14 protein-coding genes are annotated in these 15,303 nt (G+C 72.1%); 11 read left to right on the top strand and 3 right to left on the bottom strand.

From position 1 onward, the window contains the following. Window positions 1-142: 142 nt before the first annotated feature. Window positions 143-1,072 carry a sporulation protein gene (locus AB0A95_RS01870; protein ID WP_357553698.1) on the top strand — a complete coding sequence of 310 codons (930 nt, stop codon included), beginning with the start codon at window positions 143-145 and terminating at the stop codon, window positions 1,070-1,072. Window positions 1,073-1,259: 187 nt separating this feature from the next. Here AB0A95_RS01870 and leuE read toward each other — a convergent pair whose 3' ends face one another. Both leuE and AB0A95_RS01860 read right to left on the bottom strand, forming a co-directional pair. Then, complete coding sequence (leuE, locus tag AB0A95_RS01865) at window positions 1,260-1,931, bottom strand: leucine efflux protein LeuE (protein ID WP_357553697.1); 672 nt, start codon at window positions 1,929-1,931, stop codon at window positions 1,260-1,262. Continuing rightward, window positions 1,931-3,172 carry a bifunctional pyridoxamine 5'-phosphate oxidase family protein/GNAT family N-acetyltransferase gene (locus AB0A95_RS01860; protein ID WP_357553696.1) on the bottom strand — a complete coding sequence of 414 codons (1,242 nt, stop codon included), beginning with the start codon at window positions 3,170-3,172 and terminating at the stop codon, window positions 1,931-1,933. The genes leuE and AB0A95_RS01860 overlap by 1 nt, the downstream gene beginning before the upstream one ends. A 36-nt stretch (window positions 3,173-3,208) precedes the next feature. On the opposite strand from AB0A95_RS01860, the gene AB0A95_RS01855 reads away from it, so the two are divergent. The 9 genes from AB0A95_RS01855 (at window position 3,209) to AB0A95_RS01815 (ending at window position 12,464) form a co-directional block, all read left to right on the top strand. After that, complete coding sequence (locus AB0A95_RS01855) at window positions 3,209-4,549, top strand: aminotransferase class I/II-fold pyridoxal phosphate-dependent enzyme (protein ID WP_357553695.1); 1,341 nt, start codon at window positions 3,209-3,211, stop codon at window positions 4,547-4,549. 388 nt (window positions 4,550-4,937) lie between these two features. Next, entirely contained in the window at window positions 4,938-5,642 is a 705-nt protein-coding gene (locus tag AB0A95_RS01850) for a UdgX family uracil-DNA binding protein (RefSeq protein WP_357553694.1), read from the top strand. Window positions 5,643-5,828: 186 nt separating this feature from the next. Continuing rightward, entirely contained in the window at window positions 5,829-7,430 is a 1,602-nt protein-coding gene (locus AB0A95_RS01845) for a flavin monoamine oxidase family protein (RefSeq protein ID WP_357553693.1), read from the top strand. Window positions 7,431-7,498: 68 nt separating this feature from the next. After that, window positions 7,499-8,056 carry a hypothetical protein gene (locus tag AB0A95_RS01840; RefSeq protein ID WP_357553692.1) on the top strand — a complete coding sequence of 186 codons (558 nt, stop codon included), beginning with the start codon at window positions 7,499-7,501 and terminating at the stop codon, window positions 8,054-8,056. A gap of 197 nt (window positions 8,057-8,253) precedes the next feature. Beyond that, on the top strand, window positions 8,254-9,582 hold the full coding sequence (locus tag AB0A95_RS01835; protein WP_357553691.1) for an MFS transporter: 1,329 nt from the start codon (window positions 8,254-8,256) through the stop codon (window positions 9,580-9,582). 5 nt (window positions 9,583-9,587) lie between these two features. Continuing rightward, complete coding sequence (locus AB0A95_RS01830; RefSeq protein ID WP_030489422.1) at window positions 9,588-9,788, top strand: DUF3046 domain-containing protein; 201 nt, start codon at window positions 9,588-9,590, stop codon at window positions 9,786-9,788. A 184-nt stretch (window positions 9,789-9,972) separates the two neighbouring features. Next, entirely contained in the window at window positions 9,973-11,019 is a 1,047-nt protein-coding gene (recA, locus tag AB0A95_RS01825) for a recombinase RecA (RefSeq protein WP_007456801.1), read from the top strand. Between the two features lie 14 nt (window positions 11,020-11,033). After that, on the top strand, window positions 11,034-11,726 hold the full coding sequence (locus tag AB0A95_RS01820) for a regulatory protein RecX (RefSeq protein ID WP_357553690.1): 693 nt from the start codon (window positions 11,034-11,036) through the stop codon (window positions 11,724-11,726). 30 nt (window positions 11,727-11,756) lie between these two features. Next, the gene (locus AB0A95_RS01815; protein WP_357553689.1) at window positions 11,757-12,464 is read left to right on the top strand and encodes a 3-keto-5-aminohexanoate cleavage protein; all 708 of its coding nucleotides are present in this window, start codon (window positions 11,757-11,759) and stop codon (window positions 12,462-12,464) included. A 70-nt stretch (window positions 12,465-12,534) separates the two neighbouring features. Here the strand turns inward: AB0A95_RS01815 and AB0A95_RS01810 are convergent, their stop codons facing one another. Next, on the bottom strand, window positions 12,535-12,708 hold the full coding sequence (locus AB0A95_RS01810) for a hypothetical protein (protein ID WP_357553688.1): 174 nt from the start codon (window positions 12,706-12,708) through the stop codon (window positions 12,535-12,537). A gap of 821 nt (window positions 12,709-13,529) precedes the next feature. Between AB0A95_RS01810 and rny the strand changes: the two genes are divergently transcribed. Continuing rightward, a complete protein-coding gene (gene rny, locus AB0A95_RS01805; protein WP_357553687.1) occupies window positions 13,530-15,296 on the top strand; it encodes a ribonuclease Y in 1,767 nt (588 codons plus the stop codon). The last annotated feature ends 7 nt before the right edge of the window (window positions 15,297-15,303 follow it).

The raw sequence follows: 15,303 nt of genomic DNA, 5'->3' as shown, positions 1-15,303 counted from the left end.
CTGTCGGATCTGGTCGTGCCGGTGCGGTGTGGCCGGGTCCGCGCGGCGACGCTGCTCGGCGCGGGCGGGCTTGACGTCAGCTCGACCGGGTAGGCGGGCCGGGTGGGGCCGAGGGGCCCCTTCCCGGAAAGGGGGGCCCGCGGTGCGGCTGACAGGGGTGTCCCGGGAGTCCGGCCGGACCGGGCTCTCCGTGCGGACCACGCTGTCCAACCCGAGCACCCGCCCGGGCCTGCGCCTGCCCGGGCGGGTGACCCTCGCGGCCGGCCCGGAGGACGTACTGGTGCGGCACATCCGGCTCGGCCTGGTCACCACTGTCGAACCGGACGACCCGGCGGCTCCCCGGCGTCTTGTCCAGTTCCACCAACTGCCGATCGCCGGCTGCTTCGTCGTGCCGGCCGGTCGACGGCGGGCTGTCGACTTCGCGCTGCCGCTGCCGTGGGAGACCCCGGTGACCATCTTCGGCGGGGTGCCGTTGCTCAGCCTGCGGATGGGTCTGCGGACCGAGGTGTCGCTCGATCCCGATCTCGACCAGGGGGCCATGGTGCCGGTCTTCGTACATCCGCTCCCCACCCAGCAGCACGTGCTGGCGGCGCTGGACACGCTCGGTTTCCTGATCCGCCAGTCCGGGTTGCAGGAGGGCGGGTTGCCCGGGGTGGAGCACACCCTGCCGCTGCACCAGCGCTGGGGCTACTGGGTGGGACCGCTCTACGCCGGGCCGATCACCGAGCTGGAGGTGATCTTCGTGACCAACTCGGCGGGTCTGGAGGCGATCCTCTGGATGGACCGCCGGTTGGCGCTGGCCGGGATCACCCACCAGAGCATCAGTCGGTTCCGGATCTGGCACGAGGACACCGACCGGCGGGACTGGGTCGCCACCGTCGACGGCTGGATCCGCCAGGCGATCAACAGGCACGCCGCCGCTGCCGCCCAGGCCGACTGGTCCGCACAGATCGCCGGGTCCGCCCACGTCAGCCGCCACCCCGACGAGCCGGTCCAGTCCGGCTACGGCCTGGGCGGCACCGCCGGCGGCGCAGGCGTAGGAGGAGGCGGCTCCGGCGGCGACGGCACCTAACCCGCCCCACCCAGCCCAGCCCAGCCCCGCCCGGCCCCCCGGCCCGGCCCCCCGCGTTGATCATGGGGTTATAGTCCCGACACGCCGGGGCGAGTGGCTATAACCCCATGATCAATGCGGGGCCGGCCCGGCCAACGCCGTGCGGGAGCGCAGGCCCGTGCGAGGGCGGCGACGTGCGCCGGGGGGATCAGCCGGCGGTGGCGGTGGCGAGTTTGAGGCTGAAGGCCAGGAAGAGGGCTGCCACGGCGGTGGTGCCGCCGGCGGCCAGGCGGCGGCGTTGGCGGAACTGCGCGGCGAGGAAGGTGCCCGCGAAGATCAACGCGGTGAGGTAGAGCGCGCTTGTCACCTGGGCGATCAGCCCGAGCAGCAGGAACGACAACGCCGGCCAGGCGTAGCCGGGGTCGACGAACTGGATGAAGAACGAGATGAAGAACAGGATCGCCTTCGGGTTCAGCAGGCTGATCACCAGCGCCTTGCGGAACGGGCTGCGCAGCGCCGTCGGCTCCGCGGCGTCGATGAGCCGCGGCGTGCTCGGGTCGTTGCGGTCGCGCCAGCGGCGCACGGCGCCGAGCAGCATGGTCAACCCGACATAACCGAGGTACGCGGCCCCGGCGTACTTGATCACCAAAAACAGCGGGGGGTACGCCTTGAGCAGCGACGCCACTCCGGCGGCGGAGAGGACCATCAGTACCCCGTCGCCGACGAACACCCCGCCGGCGGCCCGGTAGCCGACCGCGACGCCCCGTTTGGCCGCGGTGGAGAGCACGAAGAGTGAGTTTGGCCCGGGCAGCAGGATGATGGCCACGGTGCCCAGCACGTACGTCCAGATGTCGGTGATCCCCAGCACGTCCGCCATCATCACGCCACCGGTGCCGTCCGCAGAAGTCTTTCCCGCAGCCGGGCCTGTGCCTTCGGCCACTCGTCGACGGTCATCGCGTACTGCACGGTGTCCCGCCAGGAGCCGTCCGGGCGTTGCCGGTGCATCCGCAGCACCCCTTCCCGGGTCGCGCCGAGACGTTCGATGGCCGCCTGGGAGCGGAGGTTGCGGATGTCGGTGTGCCAGACGACCCGAACCGCGCCCAGGTCGTCGAAGGCGCGGCTGAGCAGCAGCACCTTCGCCTCGGTGTTGATCCCGGTACGCCACCAGGGCCGGCCGAGGAAGGTGTGCCCGATCCCCACCGACCGCCGCTGCGGGTCGATCTCGTAGTACGACGTGCTGCCGACCACCGCCCCGGTCGCCGCGCAGCGCTGCACCCAGGCCACCCGCTCGCCGCGATGCTGGGCGGCCAGGGCGGTGTTGATCACCTCGGCCGTCGCGGTGGGCGTGGTGGGCGGCGCGACGCTGAGGTGCCGCCACACCTCCGCGTCCGCCGTGGCGGCGTGCAACTCGTCGGTGTGCGCCAACTCCAGTGGCTCCAGCCGGACGTGCTCGCCGTGCAGCGGCACCGGGTCGTGCCAGGGCGTGCGGGCGGTCCGCAGGTACGCCGGCAGTGGCGCGGTGACCCCGGCGTCCGGCTCGGGTTGCCCGGCGGTCATCCGCAGCGGGAGGACACCGGCCCAGTGCGGCAGGTCCAGGTCGGCCTCGTCCTCGCGGACCCCGCCGCTGCGGCTCCGGACGGACACCTCGTGCAGGGGCAGCGCCAGCACGGCGGTCTCGGCCAGTTCACGACGGCTGGGCGGGCGGGTGGCCGTGCTGCGTCCCGTGCCGACCTTCTCCACAAGCGCGGTGAGCATGGCGAGCTTCTCCCGCTCGTCGGTGACCAGTCGGGCGGTGCCGAGCGCGACGACCGAGCGGTAGTTGGCGCTGTGGTGGAACTGCGAGCGGGCGTAGACCAAGCCGTCGAGCACTGTCACCGCGACGCAGACCTCCAGCCCGTCACCCCGGGCCGCGAGCAGCGGACGGCTGCCGGTGGAGCCGTGCAGGTAGAGCGTGTCGCCGATGCGGACGTGCAGGGTGGGCAGCACCCGTGGCTGGCCGTCGACGGCGAAGCCGAGCGCGCAGTGGTACGCCTCGTCGAGCACCGCGTGGGCGGCGGCCCGGTCGTAGCTCATCTTGTCGCGGGAACGGTGGGGTGTGGTCCGGGCGGTGGGTGGGTACATGCGCTCGCCCCTTTGTTCTAGTACAATCTCTTGTTTGTGTCAGCACACTATCAGCTCACCGGTACGACGGCCGTCGATATTTCGGCCAGCATCGAGTCGGGCATCCGTACGGACGCCCTGCCGCCGGGTGCCGCCCTGCCGCCGGTCCGGGTGCTCGCCGCCGAGTTGGGCGTCAGCCCCGCCACCGTCGCCCGCGCGTACCAGGACCTGCGCCAGCGCGGCCTGCTCGCCACCGCCGGGCGGCACGGCACCCGGGTGCGTCCGCGTCCCCCGGTGGCCGCCCGGCGCTCGGCGCTGCGTCCTCCGTCGTTGCCCGGTGCCCGCGACCTGTCCCGAGGCGAACCCGACCCCCGGCTGCTCCCCCCGCTCGGCCCGCACCTGGCGGCCCTCGCCGCCGACAACCGCCCGTCGATCGGCTATTCCGACGCCGGGGTGCTGCCGGAGCTTGCCGAGGAGGCTCGCGTCCGGCTGAGCGCCGACGGCGTACCGGCCGGGGAACTCACCCTCACCGGCGGCGCGTTGGACGGCATCGAACGGCTGCTCGGCGCACACCTGCGTCCCGGTGACGCGGTCGCGGTGGAGGACCCGGGCTGGGCCAACCTGCTCGACCTGGTCGCCGCGCTGGGGTTGCGCCCGATCGGCGTACCGCTGGACGACGAGGGCCCCCTGGTGGCCGGGGTGGCCGCCGCGCTGGCCGCCGGGGCGCGGGCGCTGGTGGTCACCAGCCGGGCGCAGAACCCGACCGGCGCCGCCGTCTCCGCCGCCCGCGCCGACGCGCTGCGAGCGCTGCTCGCCGGCCGCCGGGACCTGCTGCTGATCGAGGACGACCACGCCGCCGAGCTGGCCCGCGTACCCCTGCACCCGCTGGCCGGGGCGACGTCGAGCTGGGCCTTCGTGCGCTCGGTGAGCAAGCCCTTCGGCCCGGACCTGCGGCTCGCGGTGCTGGTCGGCGACGAGACCACTGTGGCCCGGGTGACCGGCCGCACCCGGGTCGGCGCCGGCTGGGTCTCCACCGTGTTGCAGCGGCTGGTCCTCGCCCTCTGGCAGGATCCGGCGGTCACCGAGCAGGTGCGGCGGGCGGCGCTGAGCTACGAGCAGCGGCGTGTGGGGCTGTTGGCCGCACTGGCCGCGCACGGTCTGACCGCGCACGGCCGCAGTGGCATCAACGTCTGGCTGCCGGTGGCGGACGAGACAAGCGTGGTCACCGCGTTGCGCGATGCCGGTTGGTCGGTGGCCCCCGGCGCCCTCTACCGGATCGCCGCGCCTCCCGCCGTGCGCATCTGCGTCAGCCCGCTGACCACCGAGGATCTGGCCCCCCTGGCGGCAGCCCTAGCCAAAGCCCAGAACCCCACCCCACCCCAAGGCTTCCCAACCTAGCCACCCCCGCCCCGCGCGCCCGCGCCCTCGCCCTCGCGATCTTGCGCTTTCTGTCGGCTCTCCGGTCGGTTCATCAATGCGGCACTTGTCGGGGCAGAAAGTGCGAGATCGCGGGGATTCGGGGCGGACGAGACGGGTATGCGGGGCGCCGGAGGTGGGGTCATGGCTTCAGGTGGGGCACGTAAGGGAGTCTGGATCGCGGTCGCGGTGGCGATCATCATCATCATTATCGTGCTGATCGCGATCGCGTCCGGCGGGGATGGCGGCGGTAACGGGTACTGACGCGGGTCGGCCGGCCTCGCGTCGCCGGTGTTGGTTCTCCTCGTGTCGCGGCACCGCGCCGAGGACGTGCCCGGCACCAGGCAACCAACGGTATATAACAGTCGGCATGGCCGAGCAGACCGGAAGCGCTCCGGGCGCCCAGCGGTTCATCCCGCCCGACGCCGACACCATCGACGACCTGCGCACGGCGGCCGGTGGCTGCCGCGGCTGCGAGCTGTACCGGGACGCCTCGCAGACGGTCTTCGGTCGGGGTGACGAGAGTGCCCGCGTGGTGCTGGTCGGCGAGCAACCAGGCGACATGGAAGATCAGAAGGGGCTGCCCTTCGTCGGCCCGGCCGGACGCCTGCTGCGCCGCGCGGTCGACGACGCCGGGCTGGACCCGAGTCATCTGTACCTCACAAATGCCGTAAAGCATTTCCATTTCCTTCTCCGCGGCAAGCGGCGAATCCACCAGACCCCGGACCAGGTGCACGTCACCGCCTGCCGGCCGTGGCTGGTCGCCGAGTTCGCTCGGCTGCGGCCGGAGATCGTGGTGGTGCTCGGCGCCACCGCCGCCAAGGCGCTGCTCGGCCCGTCCTTCCGGGTCACCCGGCAGCGGGGCGAGTTGCTGCCCTGGCCCGAGTCGGCACAGCACCCGGAGGACTTCCGGCGGGTGCCGGTGGACAACTCCGGGAAGCGGGCCGACGTGCCGCGGACCCGGTTGCTGGCCACCATCCATCCGTCCGCGGTGCTGCGCGCCGACGATCAGGACAAGGCGTACGAAGGGCTGGTCAGCGACCTCGCCATCGCCAGCCGGGCCCTCGCCGGGTAGGTAGCCGGCAGCCTCGGCCACCGGTGGGTTGGTCGCCCGCCGAGGCCCGGCCGGGGCGGAGATCTCTGTCGAGAATCGCCAGTACGGTCGGACGCCGAGGAGATACCCACCAGAAACGTCAATGCGCGACCGGCGTAACAGGTCCTCTACAGACTCACACGAGTCGATCTTGTAGGGGAGGCTGTTATGAGCGAGACGCAGTCGATGGTCAGCCGGCGTGGGTTCCTGCGCGCGATCGGAGTCAGCGGTGGCGCCGGTGCGATGCTCGCCACGATGGGTGCCATGGGACTCGCTCCCAGCGCGGCCGGATCCGTAACCCCCGCGTTCCGAGCGCCGCAGCGATCGGATTTCACCCTGACCGGGCGGTCCGGCGCGAGCGTGGTCGTTCTCGGCGGCGGCATCGCGGGGCTCACCACCGCGTACGAGTTGGGCAGGGCGGGCTATGACTGCACGGTCCTGGAGGCGCGGCACCGCGTCGGCGGGCGCAACCTGACCATCCGAGGTGGCGACGTCGAGACCGACCTCGACGGCCGCACCCAACGGGCCGGCTTCTCCGACGGGGTCTACTTCAACGCCGGGCCGGGTCGCATCGCACAGTGGATGGTCACCATTGACTACTGCCGGGAGCTCGGCGTACCCATCGAGGTCTTCACCAACCAGAACGCCGACGCCTGGATCTACAACGAGTCCGCCGGGATGACCGAGCCGGTCCGGTACCGCACCGCGAAGGCCGACGTGTACGGCTACGTCTCGGAACTGCTCGCCAAGGCCACCGACCAGGGTGCGCTGGACGGCCGGCTCACCACCGAGGACCGTGACCGGCTGCTGTCGTTCCTGCAGAGCTTCGGCGCGATCGGAGGACGGGCCAGCGACTGGGCCTACACCGGCAGCACCCGTCGCGGCTTCTCCGGGTATCCCGGTGCCGGCAACGACGTGGGAAGCCTGCTCGGCACGCCGCCGCCGCTCTCCGACGTCTTCGCCAGCAACGTGGGCCGGTACTTCTCGTTCGAGTTCGGCTACGACCAGGCCATGCTGATGTTCCAGCCGGTCGGCGGGATGGACCAGATCCCGCGCGCCCTGGCCAAGGCCGTGGGCACCAGACGGATCCGGCTCAATGCCGAGGTGACCGGGGTGACCGACCGGGGCAGCCGGGTCGAGGTCACCTACCGCCAGGGTGGCCGACAGTCGCAGATCACCGCCGACTACTGCGTGGCGGCGCTGCCGCCGCACCTGATGGCCCGGGTGCCGCACAATCTCGGCACCGAGGTGACCGCCGCCCTGGCCGACTTCCCGGTCACCGCCGCCGGCAAGATCGGCCTGGAGTACCGCAGCCGCTGGTGGGAGACCGACCAGCGGATCTACGGCGGCATCACCGAGACCGACCTGGACCTGTCGCACATCTGGTACCCGTCGCACGGCTTCCACGGCAGGCGCGGCCTGGTCGTCGGCTACTACAACACCGGGGCGAACGCCCGGGCGTACAGCGGGCTCGCGCCGGAGCAGCGCAGCGAACGCGCGATCAGCCAGGGTGTGAAGATCCACGGTGACAAGTACCGCACCGAGCTGGTCACCTCGTACTCCCACGCCTGGGACCGGACCCGCTACATCGAGGGCGCCTGGACCTCGCCCCGGTACGGCACACCCGGGTACAACCTGCTCCTCCAGCCGGCGGGGCGGGTCTACTTCGCCGGGGACTGGCTGAGCCACGAGGTGGCCTGGCAGCACGGCGCGTTCGTGGCCGCCCGGTCGGCGGTCTCCGCCCTGCACCAGCGGGTGATGGCCGGCTGACCCAGACTGTCCACGACTGACGGTGCGCCGGGGGTTGCGTGGCTGCCCTGGGCGGGTAGCACGGGTCGATGGATGTCGACAGCGCGGCAGCTCGTGCCGGTGTCAGTGAGAGATGGAGAAGCTTCCTCGGGCGGGCGCCCGGGCTACAGCTCATGGCCGTCTCCTGGGCGCCGATGACGCTGCTGATCGGGCTGCCGGTGGGCTGGCTGTTCGACCGGGAGGAGTCGCTGGTCGAGGCCGTGCTGGACGCCGCGCTGGGCGTCGTCTGGGCGGTCCCCTCGATCTACCTGAGCCAGCGGATCGTGGGCGAGGCGGGAGCACTGCGGGATCCGGAGGGGTACGCACTGCGCCAGGCACTGCGCGGGGGCACCGTGCCCGCGGACGACCGGGTGCGTGCCGAACTGCCCGGCTACCTGGCGGGGCAGCGGCGGGGGACCCGGGTGGGCCTGCCGGTCGTCCTGGGCATGTGTCTCGGTCTGATCCTGCTCGCTCTCCTCGGCGCCGACCGGGAGGGCTCCGCGGTGATCCTCAGCGTGATCGCCGCCGTCAGCGTGGCCGTCGCCGCGCACACCCTGATCCGGATCCGCCGGCTGGCACCCCTGCTCACCACACCCGGCCGCGAGTGAACGCCGTCCACCGCCGCCCGCCCGCGCCCGCCGTCCACCCGCGCCGGCAACACTGCCCGCCGCGCCTGAAGATCCGAGGGCGGGGCGCGGGGCGCGGGGTGGCGGGAAGGGATCGTCGGGTTGGCTGTCGGCTAAACCCACTGCCGCTTGCCGTCGTGGATGCGCGAGGATGGGTCACCCCCGCGTGAGGAGCGCAGATGGCCACCGACCTGACCGCGTCGCGTACCGTCGCCCGCCCCGACGTCACGTCGATCCAACGTCGTACCCTGCGGTTGCTCTTCGCCACCCAGATCATCGGTGGTGTCGGCGTGACCATCGGCATCGCCGTGGGCGCGTTGCTCGCCGCGCGGATCGCCGGCACGGCGGTGGCCGGTGTGGCACAGAGCGCCGGTGTGGTCGGTGCGGCGCTGCTCGCCGTCCCGGTCACCCGGATCATGGGGCGGCACGGGCGGCGACCGGGTCTGGTGGTGGCGTACGCGGTCGGTGCCGTCGGCGGCGTACTCGTGGTGCTGGCCGCGGCCACCCGCTGGGTGCCGCTGCTCTTCCTCGGCATGCTGCTCTTCGGTGGGGGCACCGCCGCGAACCTGCAGGCCCGCTACACGGCGGTGGATCTCGCCGAGCCGGCCCGACGAGGGCGGCAGCTCTCGCTGATCGTCTGGGCGACCACCATCGGCGCGGTGGCCGCCCCGAACTTCGCCGCGCTGGCCGACCGGGTCACCACCGGCTGGGGGTTGCCCGCGCTGGCCGGGCCGTTCGCGTTCAGTGCTGTCGCGTTCGTGCTGGCTGCCGCCGTACTCCTCGGGCTTCTCCGGCCCGATCCGCTGCTCACCGCGCGGCGCCTCGCGGCGGCCGCCACGCCGCCGACCCGCGACGCGTCACCGACCACCGTGCCGGTCAAGGTGCGCGCGCCGCGCGGGGCCGGGATGCGGGCGGCCTGGTCGGTGGTACGCGGACAGCCCGCCGCCCGACTCGGCATCGCCGCCGTGGCGGTGGGTCACCTGGTGATGGTGGCGGTGATGGCGATGACCCCGGTGCGGCTCGGTGAGTCGCACGCCGACGCCGACGTGTTGCGACTCGTCGGCATCGTGTTGAGTCTGCACATCGCCGGCATGTACGCGTTCTCCCCGGTGGTCGGCTGGCTCACCGACCGGCTCGGCCGGCGGGCGGTGATCCTCGGCGGGGTCGGGCTGTTGCTGGCCGCCTGCGCGGTCGCCGGCACCGCGGGGCACCACACGCCACGGCTCTCGGTGGGTCTGGTCCTGCTCGGGCTGGGCTGGTCGGGGACGATGGTGGCCGGTTCGACGCTGCTGTCCGAGTCGGTGCCGGCCGGCGTGCGACCGAGCGTGCAGGGGCTGTCCGACCTGATCATGGGTCTGGCCGGGGCGGGCGCCGCCGTGGCCAGTGGGTTTGTCATGCAGTTTGCCGGATATCCGGTGCTCACCCTGCTCGCGGCGGTCGCGGCGGTGCCCCTGGTGGCGCTAGCGTTGCGCCCGGTGCCGACCGGGGCACCGGACGAGGAGGGCTGATCACTGTGCGGCTGACCGACTTCTGGACGCGCCTTGACGAGGCGTTCGGGCCCGGCTATGCGGCCAGCATCGCCCGCGACCAGGTGCTGTCGCAGCTCGGCGGACGGACCATCGAGCAGGCACTGGCGTCGGGGGAGCAGACGCACGTGGTGTGGCGGGCGGTGTGTGCCGCGTACCCCGACCGCGTGCCCGCCCGACTACGCTGAGCAGCCTTTTCGTCGCTTCCGCGTGTCGCTTGTCGAGTCGTACACCTGTTCGGCTATTGTCCACAGCGGGGTGCTCGTCCACAGCTCGCGGCCCGTCGGCTGGTTTTCTGTCGGACCCAGCGCCTAGCGTGTCCGCGTGACGCGAAGCTCAGCAAAGACGCCGGCGAAGGCAGGGGTGGCAACCATGGCAGCAGGGCCTGACCGGGAGAAGGCACTCGACCTTGCTCTCGCTCAGATTGACAAGCAATTCGGCAAGGGCTCGGTGATGCGGCTGGGTGACCGGCCGGTCGTCCAGACCGCGATCATTCCGACCGGCTCCATCGCGCTCGACGTGGCGCTGGGCATCGGCGGTCTGCCCCGTGGCCGGGTGGTCGAGATCTACGGCCCCGAGTCCAGCGGTAAGACCACCGTGGCACTGCACGCGGTGGCCAACGCCCAGCGCAACGGCGGCATCGCCGCCTTCATCGACGCCGAGCACGCGCTCGACCCGGAGTACGCGAAGGCCCTCGGCGTCGACACCGACGCGATGCTGGTCTCGCAGCCGGACACCGGCGAGCAGGCACTGGAGATCGCGGACATGCTGATCCGCTCCGGCGCCCTGGACATCATCGTGATCGACTCGGTGGCGGCCCTCGTGCCGCGTGCCGAGATCGAGGGCGAGATGGGCGACAGCCACGTGGGTCTCCAGGCCCGGCTGATGAGCCAGGCACTCCGGAAGATCACCGGTGTGCTCAGCAACACCGGCACCACGGCGATCTTCATCAACCAGCTGCGGGAAAAGATCGGCGTCATGTTCGGCAGCCCGGAGACCACGACCGGTGGTCGGGCGCTGAAGTTCTACGCCTCGGTCCGGCTCGACGTGCGACGCATCGAGAGCCTCAAGGACGGCACCGACGTGGTCGGTAACCGCACCCGGGTCAAGGTCGTGAAGAACAAGGTCGCCGCGCCGTTCAAGCAGGCCGAGTTCGACATCATGTACGGCAAGGGCATCTCGCGTGAGGGCTCGCTGATCGACGTCGGTGTGGAGCAGGCGATCATCCGCAAGTCCGGAGCGTGGTACACGTACGACGGCGACCAACTCGGCCAGGGCAAGGAGAAGGCCCGGGAGTTCCTGAAGGAAAACCCGGACGTGGCCGCCGAGATCGAGAAGAAGATCCTGGAGAAGCTCGGCGTCGGGGTCGGCGCGGGTGACGCCGCCGGTGGCCCGGAGCTGCCGCCTGTCGACTTCTGACCGGTCGCTGACCCATGGCAGGACGACGTGCCCGTACGGGGCGGGGCTGGGATGCCAGTCCACCTCGTACGGGCGACGCCCCTGATCCACCCCGCCCCCGCCAAGGTCGCCGTGGGCGCTCCGCGGAGACCGACGCGGTCGAGTCTCCCCCTCGTGACGAGTCGGAGGTGGCCCGCGAGATCTGCCTGCGGCAGCTCGCGGTCCGGCCCCGCACCCGGGCCGAGCTGGCCGGTGCGCTGGCCAAACGAGGCATCTCCGAGGAAGTCTCGGCCGAGGTGCTCGACAGGTACGACGAGGTCGGCATCATCGACGATGCCGCGTTCGCCCGCGCCTGGGTGTCCAGCCGGCACTCCGGGCGTGGGTTGGCCCGCCGGGCGCTCGCCAACGAGCTACGCCGCAAGGGTGTGGACGGCGAGGTGGCCACCGAGGCGCTCGGCGAACTGGACGAGGAGACCGAGGCCGACACCGCCCGCACCCTGGTGGAGCGCAAGCTGCGCACCGCCCGGGGTGAGCCGGACGCGGTCTTCCGTCGGCTGGTGGGCATGCTGGCCCGCAAGGGCTACCCGCCCGGCGTGGCGATCCGGGCGGTGAAGGACGCGCTGGCCGCGCAGAGCGCCGAGGCGGCCGAGTTCGCCGAGCAGATCGACGCCGACGCGCTCGCCGACGCCGAGGGCGAGTTGGATCGCGACAACCGTCCGATCGACTGAGACTCGCGCTGGGTGGGGTGGGGTGCTCCGATGCTGAAGGCGTGTCTGAACGGTGTGCGCGGCCGTGACGACCACCCGGCGGTGCCGGTCACGCCCGCGGAGTTGGCCGCCGACGCGGCCCGTTGCGCGGCGCTGGGCGTCGCGGCCGTGCACGTCCATCCGCGTGATGCGTCGGGTGTCGAGTCGCTGCGCCCAGAGGTGATCGCCGACGCGCTCACCGCGATCCGGGCCGCCCGGCCGGGGCTGCCGGTGGGGGTGAGCACCGGCGCCTGGATCGCGCCGGATCCGGCCGGCCGGGTGGCCGCCGTCCGGGCCTGGTCGGTGCTGCCCGACTTCGCCTCGGTCAACGCGCACGAGGCCGGTGCCGAGGCCGTGGCCGCAGCCCTGCACGAGCGGGGTGTGCTCGTCGAGGCGGGGCTCTGGACGCTCGACGCCGTCGAGGCGTACCGGAGGTGGCGGGTGCCGGTCGGGCGGATCCTCGTCGAGTGCATGGCCGAGGAGGTGCCTGTCGCGTTGGCCGACGCGGCGCGGATCCTCGCCGCCCTGCCGGCGCGGCGGATCCCACCGGTGCTCCTGCACGCCGAAGGGCCGGCCACCTGGGCGGTGCTCGCCGACGCGGTCAGCCGCGGTCTGCACACCCGGATCGGCCTGGAGGACACGCTCCTGCTGCCCGACGGCACACCGGCGCCGCACAATGCCGCACTGGTCACCGCCGCGTTGGCGGCCGGCGCCCACTGAGCGCACGGCGCTGGGCGGGCTGTGCTGGGCGGGCTGTGCTGGGCACCCTGCGTCGTGCTGGCTGCCGGCGTCATGCTGGGTGGGCGGTGTCGTGCTGGCTGTCCGCGTCGTGCTGAGCGGCTGCGTCGTGCTGAGCGGCGGCGTCGTGCTGAGCGGCGGCGTCGTGCTGGGCGTACTGCGTCGTGCTCGGCGGACGACGTCTGCTGGGCCGCCCGCCGAGATCGTGCTCGATCCAGGATGTCAACGCCGTTGCGTTAGGTGGAACGGCTGTGCGTCAACCAGCACTGCCTCGCCGATCATGGAGTTGTGGTGGGTAACAAAACACCCGTAAAACCCCCAAAGTCGGCACCACAACTCCATGATCGCCAGGCCGGGCCCACCCGCTCCCCGGTCGGGCACTTCCTGTCCCGGGGTGACTCGGCGGCTGTCGCCCTGACGCGACGGTGTTGAGCTCAAGGATCGAGCACGATCTTGGCGGGACGGGTGTGATCTTGGTCGGGGTGGGACGGGCGAGGGGTGGGGCGCGGGCGCGGGGTCGTTGGTGTCACACGGGCGGCTTGTCGAGGGTGCCGTCGTCGCTGAACAGGCACGACATCCGGATCGGGGCCGGACGCCTCGCCGCGTTTGTCCCATCGTGTCCGACCCGACATCACCTTTGGGTGACGATGCAACTTCTCTCCGTTCGGGGGGTTTGATCATGAGTCCTTGACCAGAGCACCCCCGGCGACCTAGCCTCGCCATACAGGCTCACATTGCCCGACCATCGCAGGCTAAGCGCACAACATAGATCGCGTAACAAGACAGCATCACTTTGGCCGACTCCGCGGCCTTTGGCGGCAACTCCGGACAGGCCGGTCCGGAACGCCGCGACAACTGCACCCGGTCGCCGACGTTGCCCGCGGGCACCGCCGGCGGAGAGAGCTACCTACGGCCAGCCGCTCCGGTCGGGCGTCCACAGCCGCAGGAGTGTGCCCCCGGCACGGTCGCTGCGGTCTCGACGTTAGGGGAGGCGGCCATGGCGGGGCGGCGGCACAGGTTCATCGGTAGACCCGACGGGGTCCCGGCATGAACGCCTTCGACGTCGTGCTCCTCGCGGCCGTCCTCGTCCTCGCCGTGGTGGTGATCGGAGCCGTGCTGGTCGGCATCCGGACGCTGCGCCGGGTGGGCGCGGCACCGGCTCCGGAGGATCCCGCCTTCATCGCCGAGAAGGACCGGCAGGAGCAGTCCCTGGCCGCCCTGCGGACCGCGGCCGACGAGGCGAACAGCACGATCGACGTGGCGAAGTCCGCCGCCGCGGCGGCGCGTACCGAGGCGGCGGCGGCGAAGGCCGAGGCGAAGGCGGCCCGCGCCGAGGCCCGGCGGGTGCTCGACGACGCCCGCGCCGAGGCGGACACCGTCCTGGAGCGCGCCCACAAGCAGGCCGAGGCGGACGCCGAGCAGTTGCGGACGACGGCCCGGCGCAGCGGTGAGCGGGAGGTCGCGGTGCTCGCCGCCACCACCCGGGAGCAGGCCGCCGAGGTGGAGCGTCGGGCGGCGCGGATGGACGAGCGGGAGCGGATGCACACCGAGGAGGTGGAGCGGTTCGCCGAGCGGGAGCGGCAGCTCACCGAGGCACGTGCGGCCCTCGCGACGCGGGAGTCCGCCTTGGCCCGGCGGGAGGCCGAGCTGGCCGAGTCCGAGGAGCTGCGCCGCCGGGAGTTGGAGCGGGTCGCCGGGCTCAGCGCCGACGCGGCACGACTGGAGTTGGTCGAGGCGATCGAGACCCAGGCCAAGCGGGAGGCGGCGCTGCTGGTGCGCGACATCGAGTCCGATGCGCGCAACACCGCCGAACAGCGGGCCCGACACATCGTGGTGGACGCGATCCAGCGGGTCGCCAGCGAGCAGACCGCGGAGAGCGTGGTCAGCGTCCTGCACCTGCCCGGTGACGAGATGAAGGGGCGGATCATCGGCCGGGAGGGGCGCAACATCCGCGCCTTCGAGTCGGTGACCGGCGTCAACCTGATCATCGACGACACTCCCGAGGCGGTGTTGCTGTCCTGCTTCGACCCGGTCCGCCGGGAGGTGGGTCGGTTGACACTGGAGAAGCTGGTCCTGGACGGGCGGATCCACCCGCACCGGATCGAGGAGGTCTACGACCTGGCCCGGCAGGAGGTGGAGCAGCTCTGCCTCCGCGCCGCCGAGGACGCCCTGGTCGAGGTGGGCATCACCGAGATCCACCCGGAGCTGGTGGCCCTGCTCGGTCGCCTGCGCTACCGCACCTCGTACGGGCAGAACGTGCTCAAGCACCTGGTCGAGACGGCGCACATCGCCGGCATCATGGCCGCCGAGCTGCGGCTGGACGTGCCGATCATCAAGCGGTCGGCGTTCCTGCACGACATCGGCAAGGCGCTCACCCACGAGGTGGAGGGCAGCCACGCCATCATCGGCGCGGACCTGGCCCGCAAGTACGGCGAGCACGAGGACGTGGTGCACGCCATCGAGGCGCACCACAACGAGGTGCCCCCGCAGACCATCGAGGCCGTGCTCACCCAGGCTTCCGACGCCTGTTCCGGCGGTCGGCCGGGCGCGCGTCGGGAGAGCCTGGAGGCGTACGTCAAGCGCCTGGAACGGATCGAGGAGATCGCGGCCGGCAAGCTCGGCGTGGACAAGGTCTTCGCGATGCAGGCCGGCCGGGAGATCCGGGTGATGGTCAAGCCGGACGACGTGGACGACATCGGCGCGGCCGTGCTGGCCCGCGACGTGGCCAAGCAGATCGAGGAGGAGCTGACCTACCCGGGTCAGATCCGGGTAACAGTGGTCCGCGAATCCCGGGTCACCGAGATCGCCCGCTGACCGGCCC

The sequence above is a fragment of the Micromonospora sp. NPDC049230 genome (genome assembly GCF_040647875.1).
GTDB lineage: Bacteria > Actinomycetota > Actinomycetes > Mycobacteriales > Micromonosporaceae > Micromonospora.
This window is presented reverse-complemented; position numbering and strand designations above follow the sequence as displayed.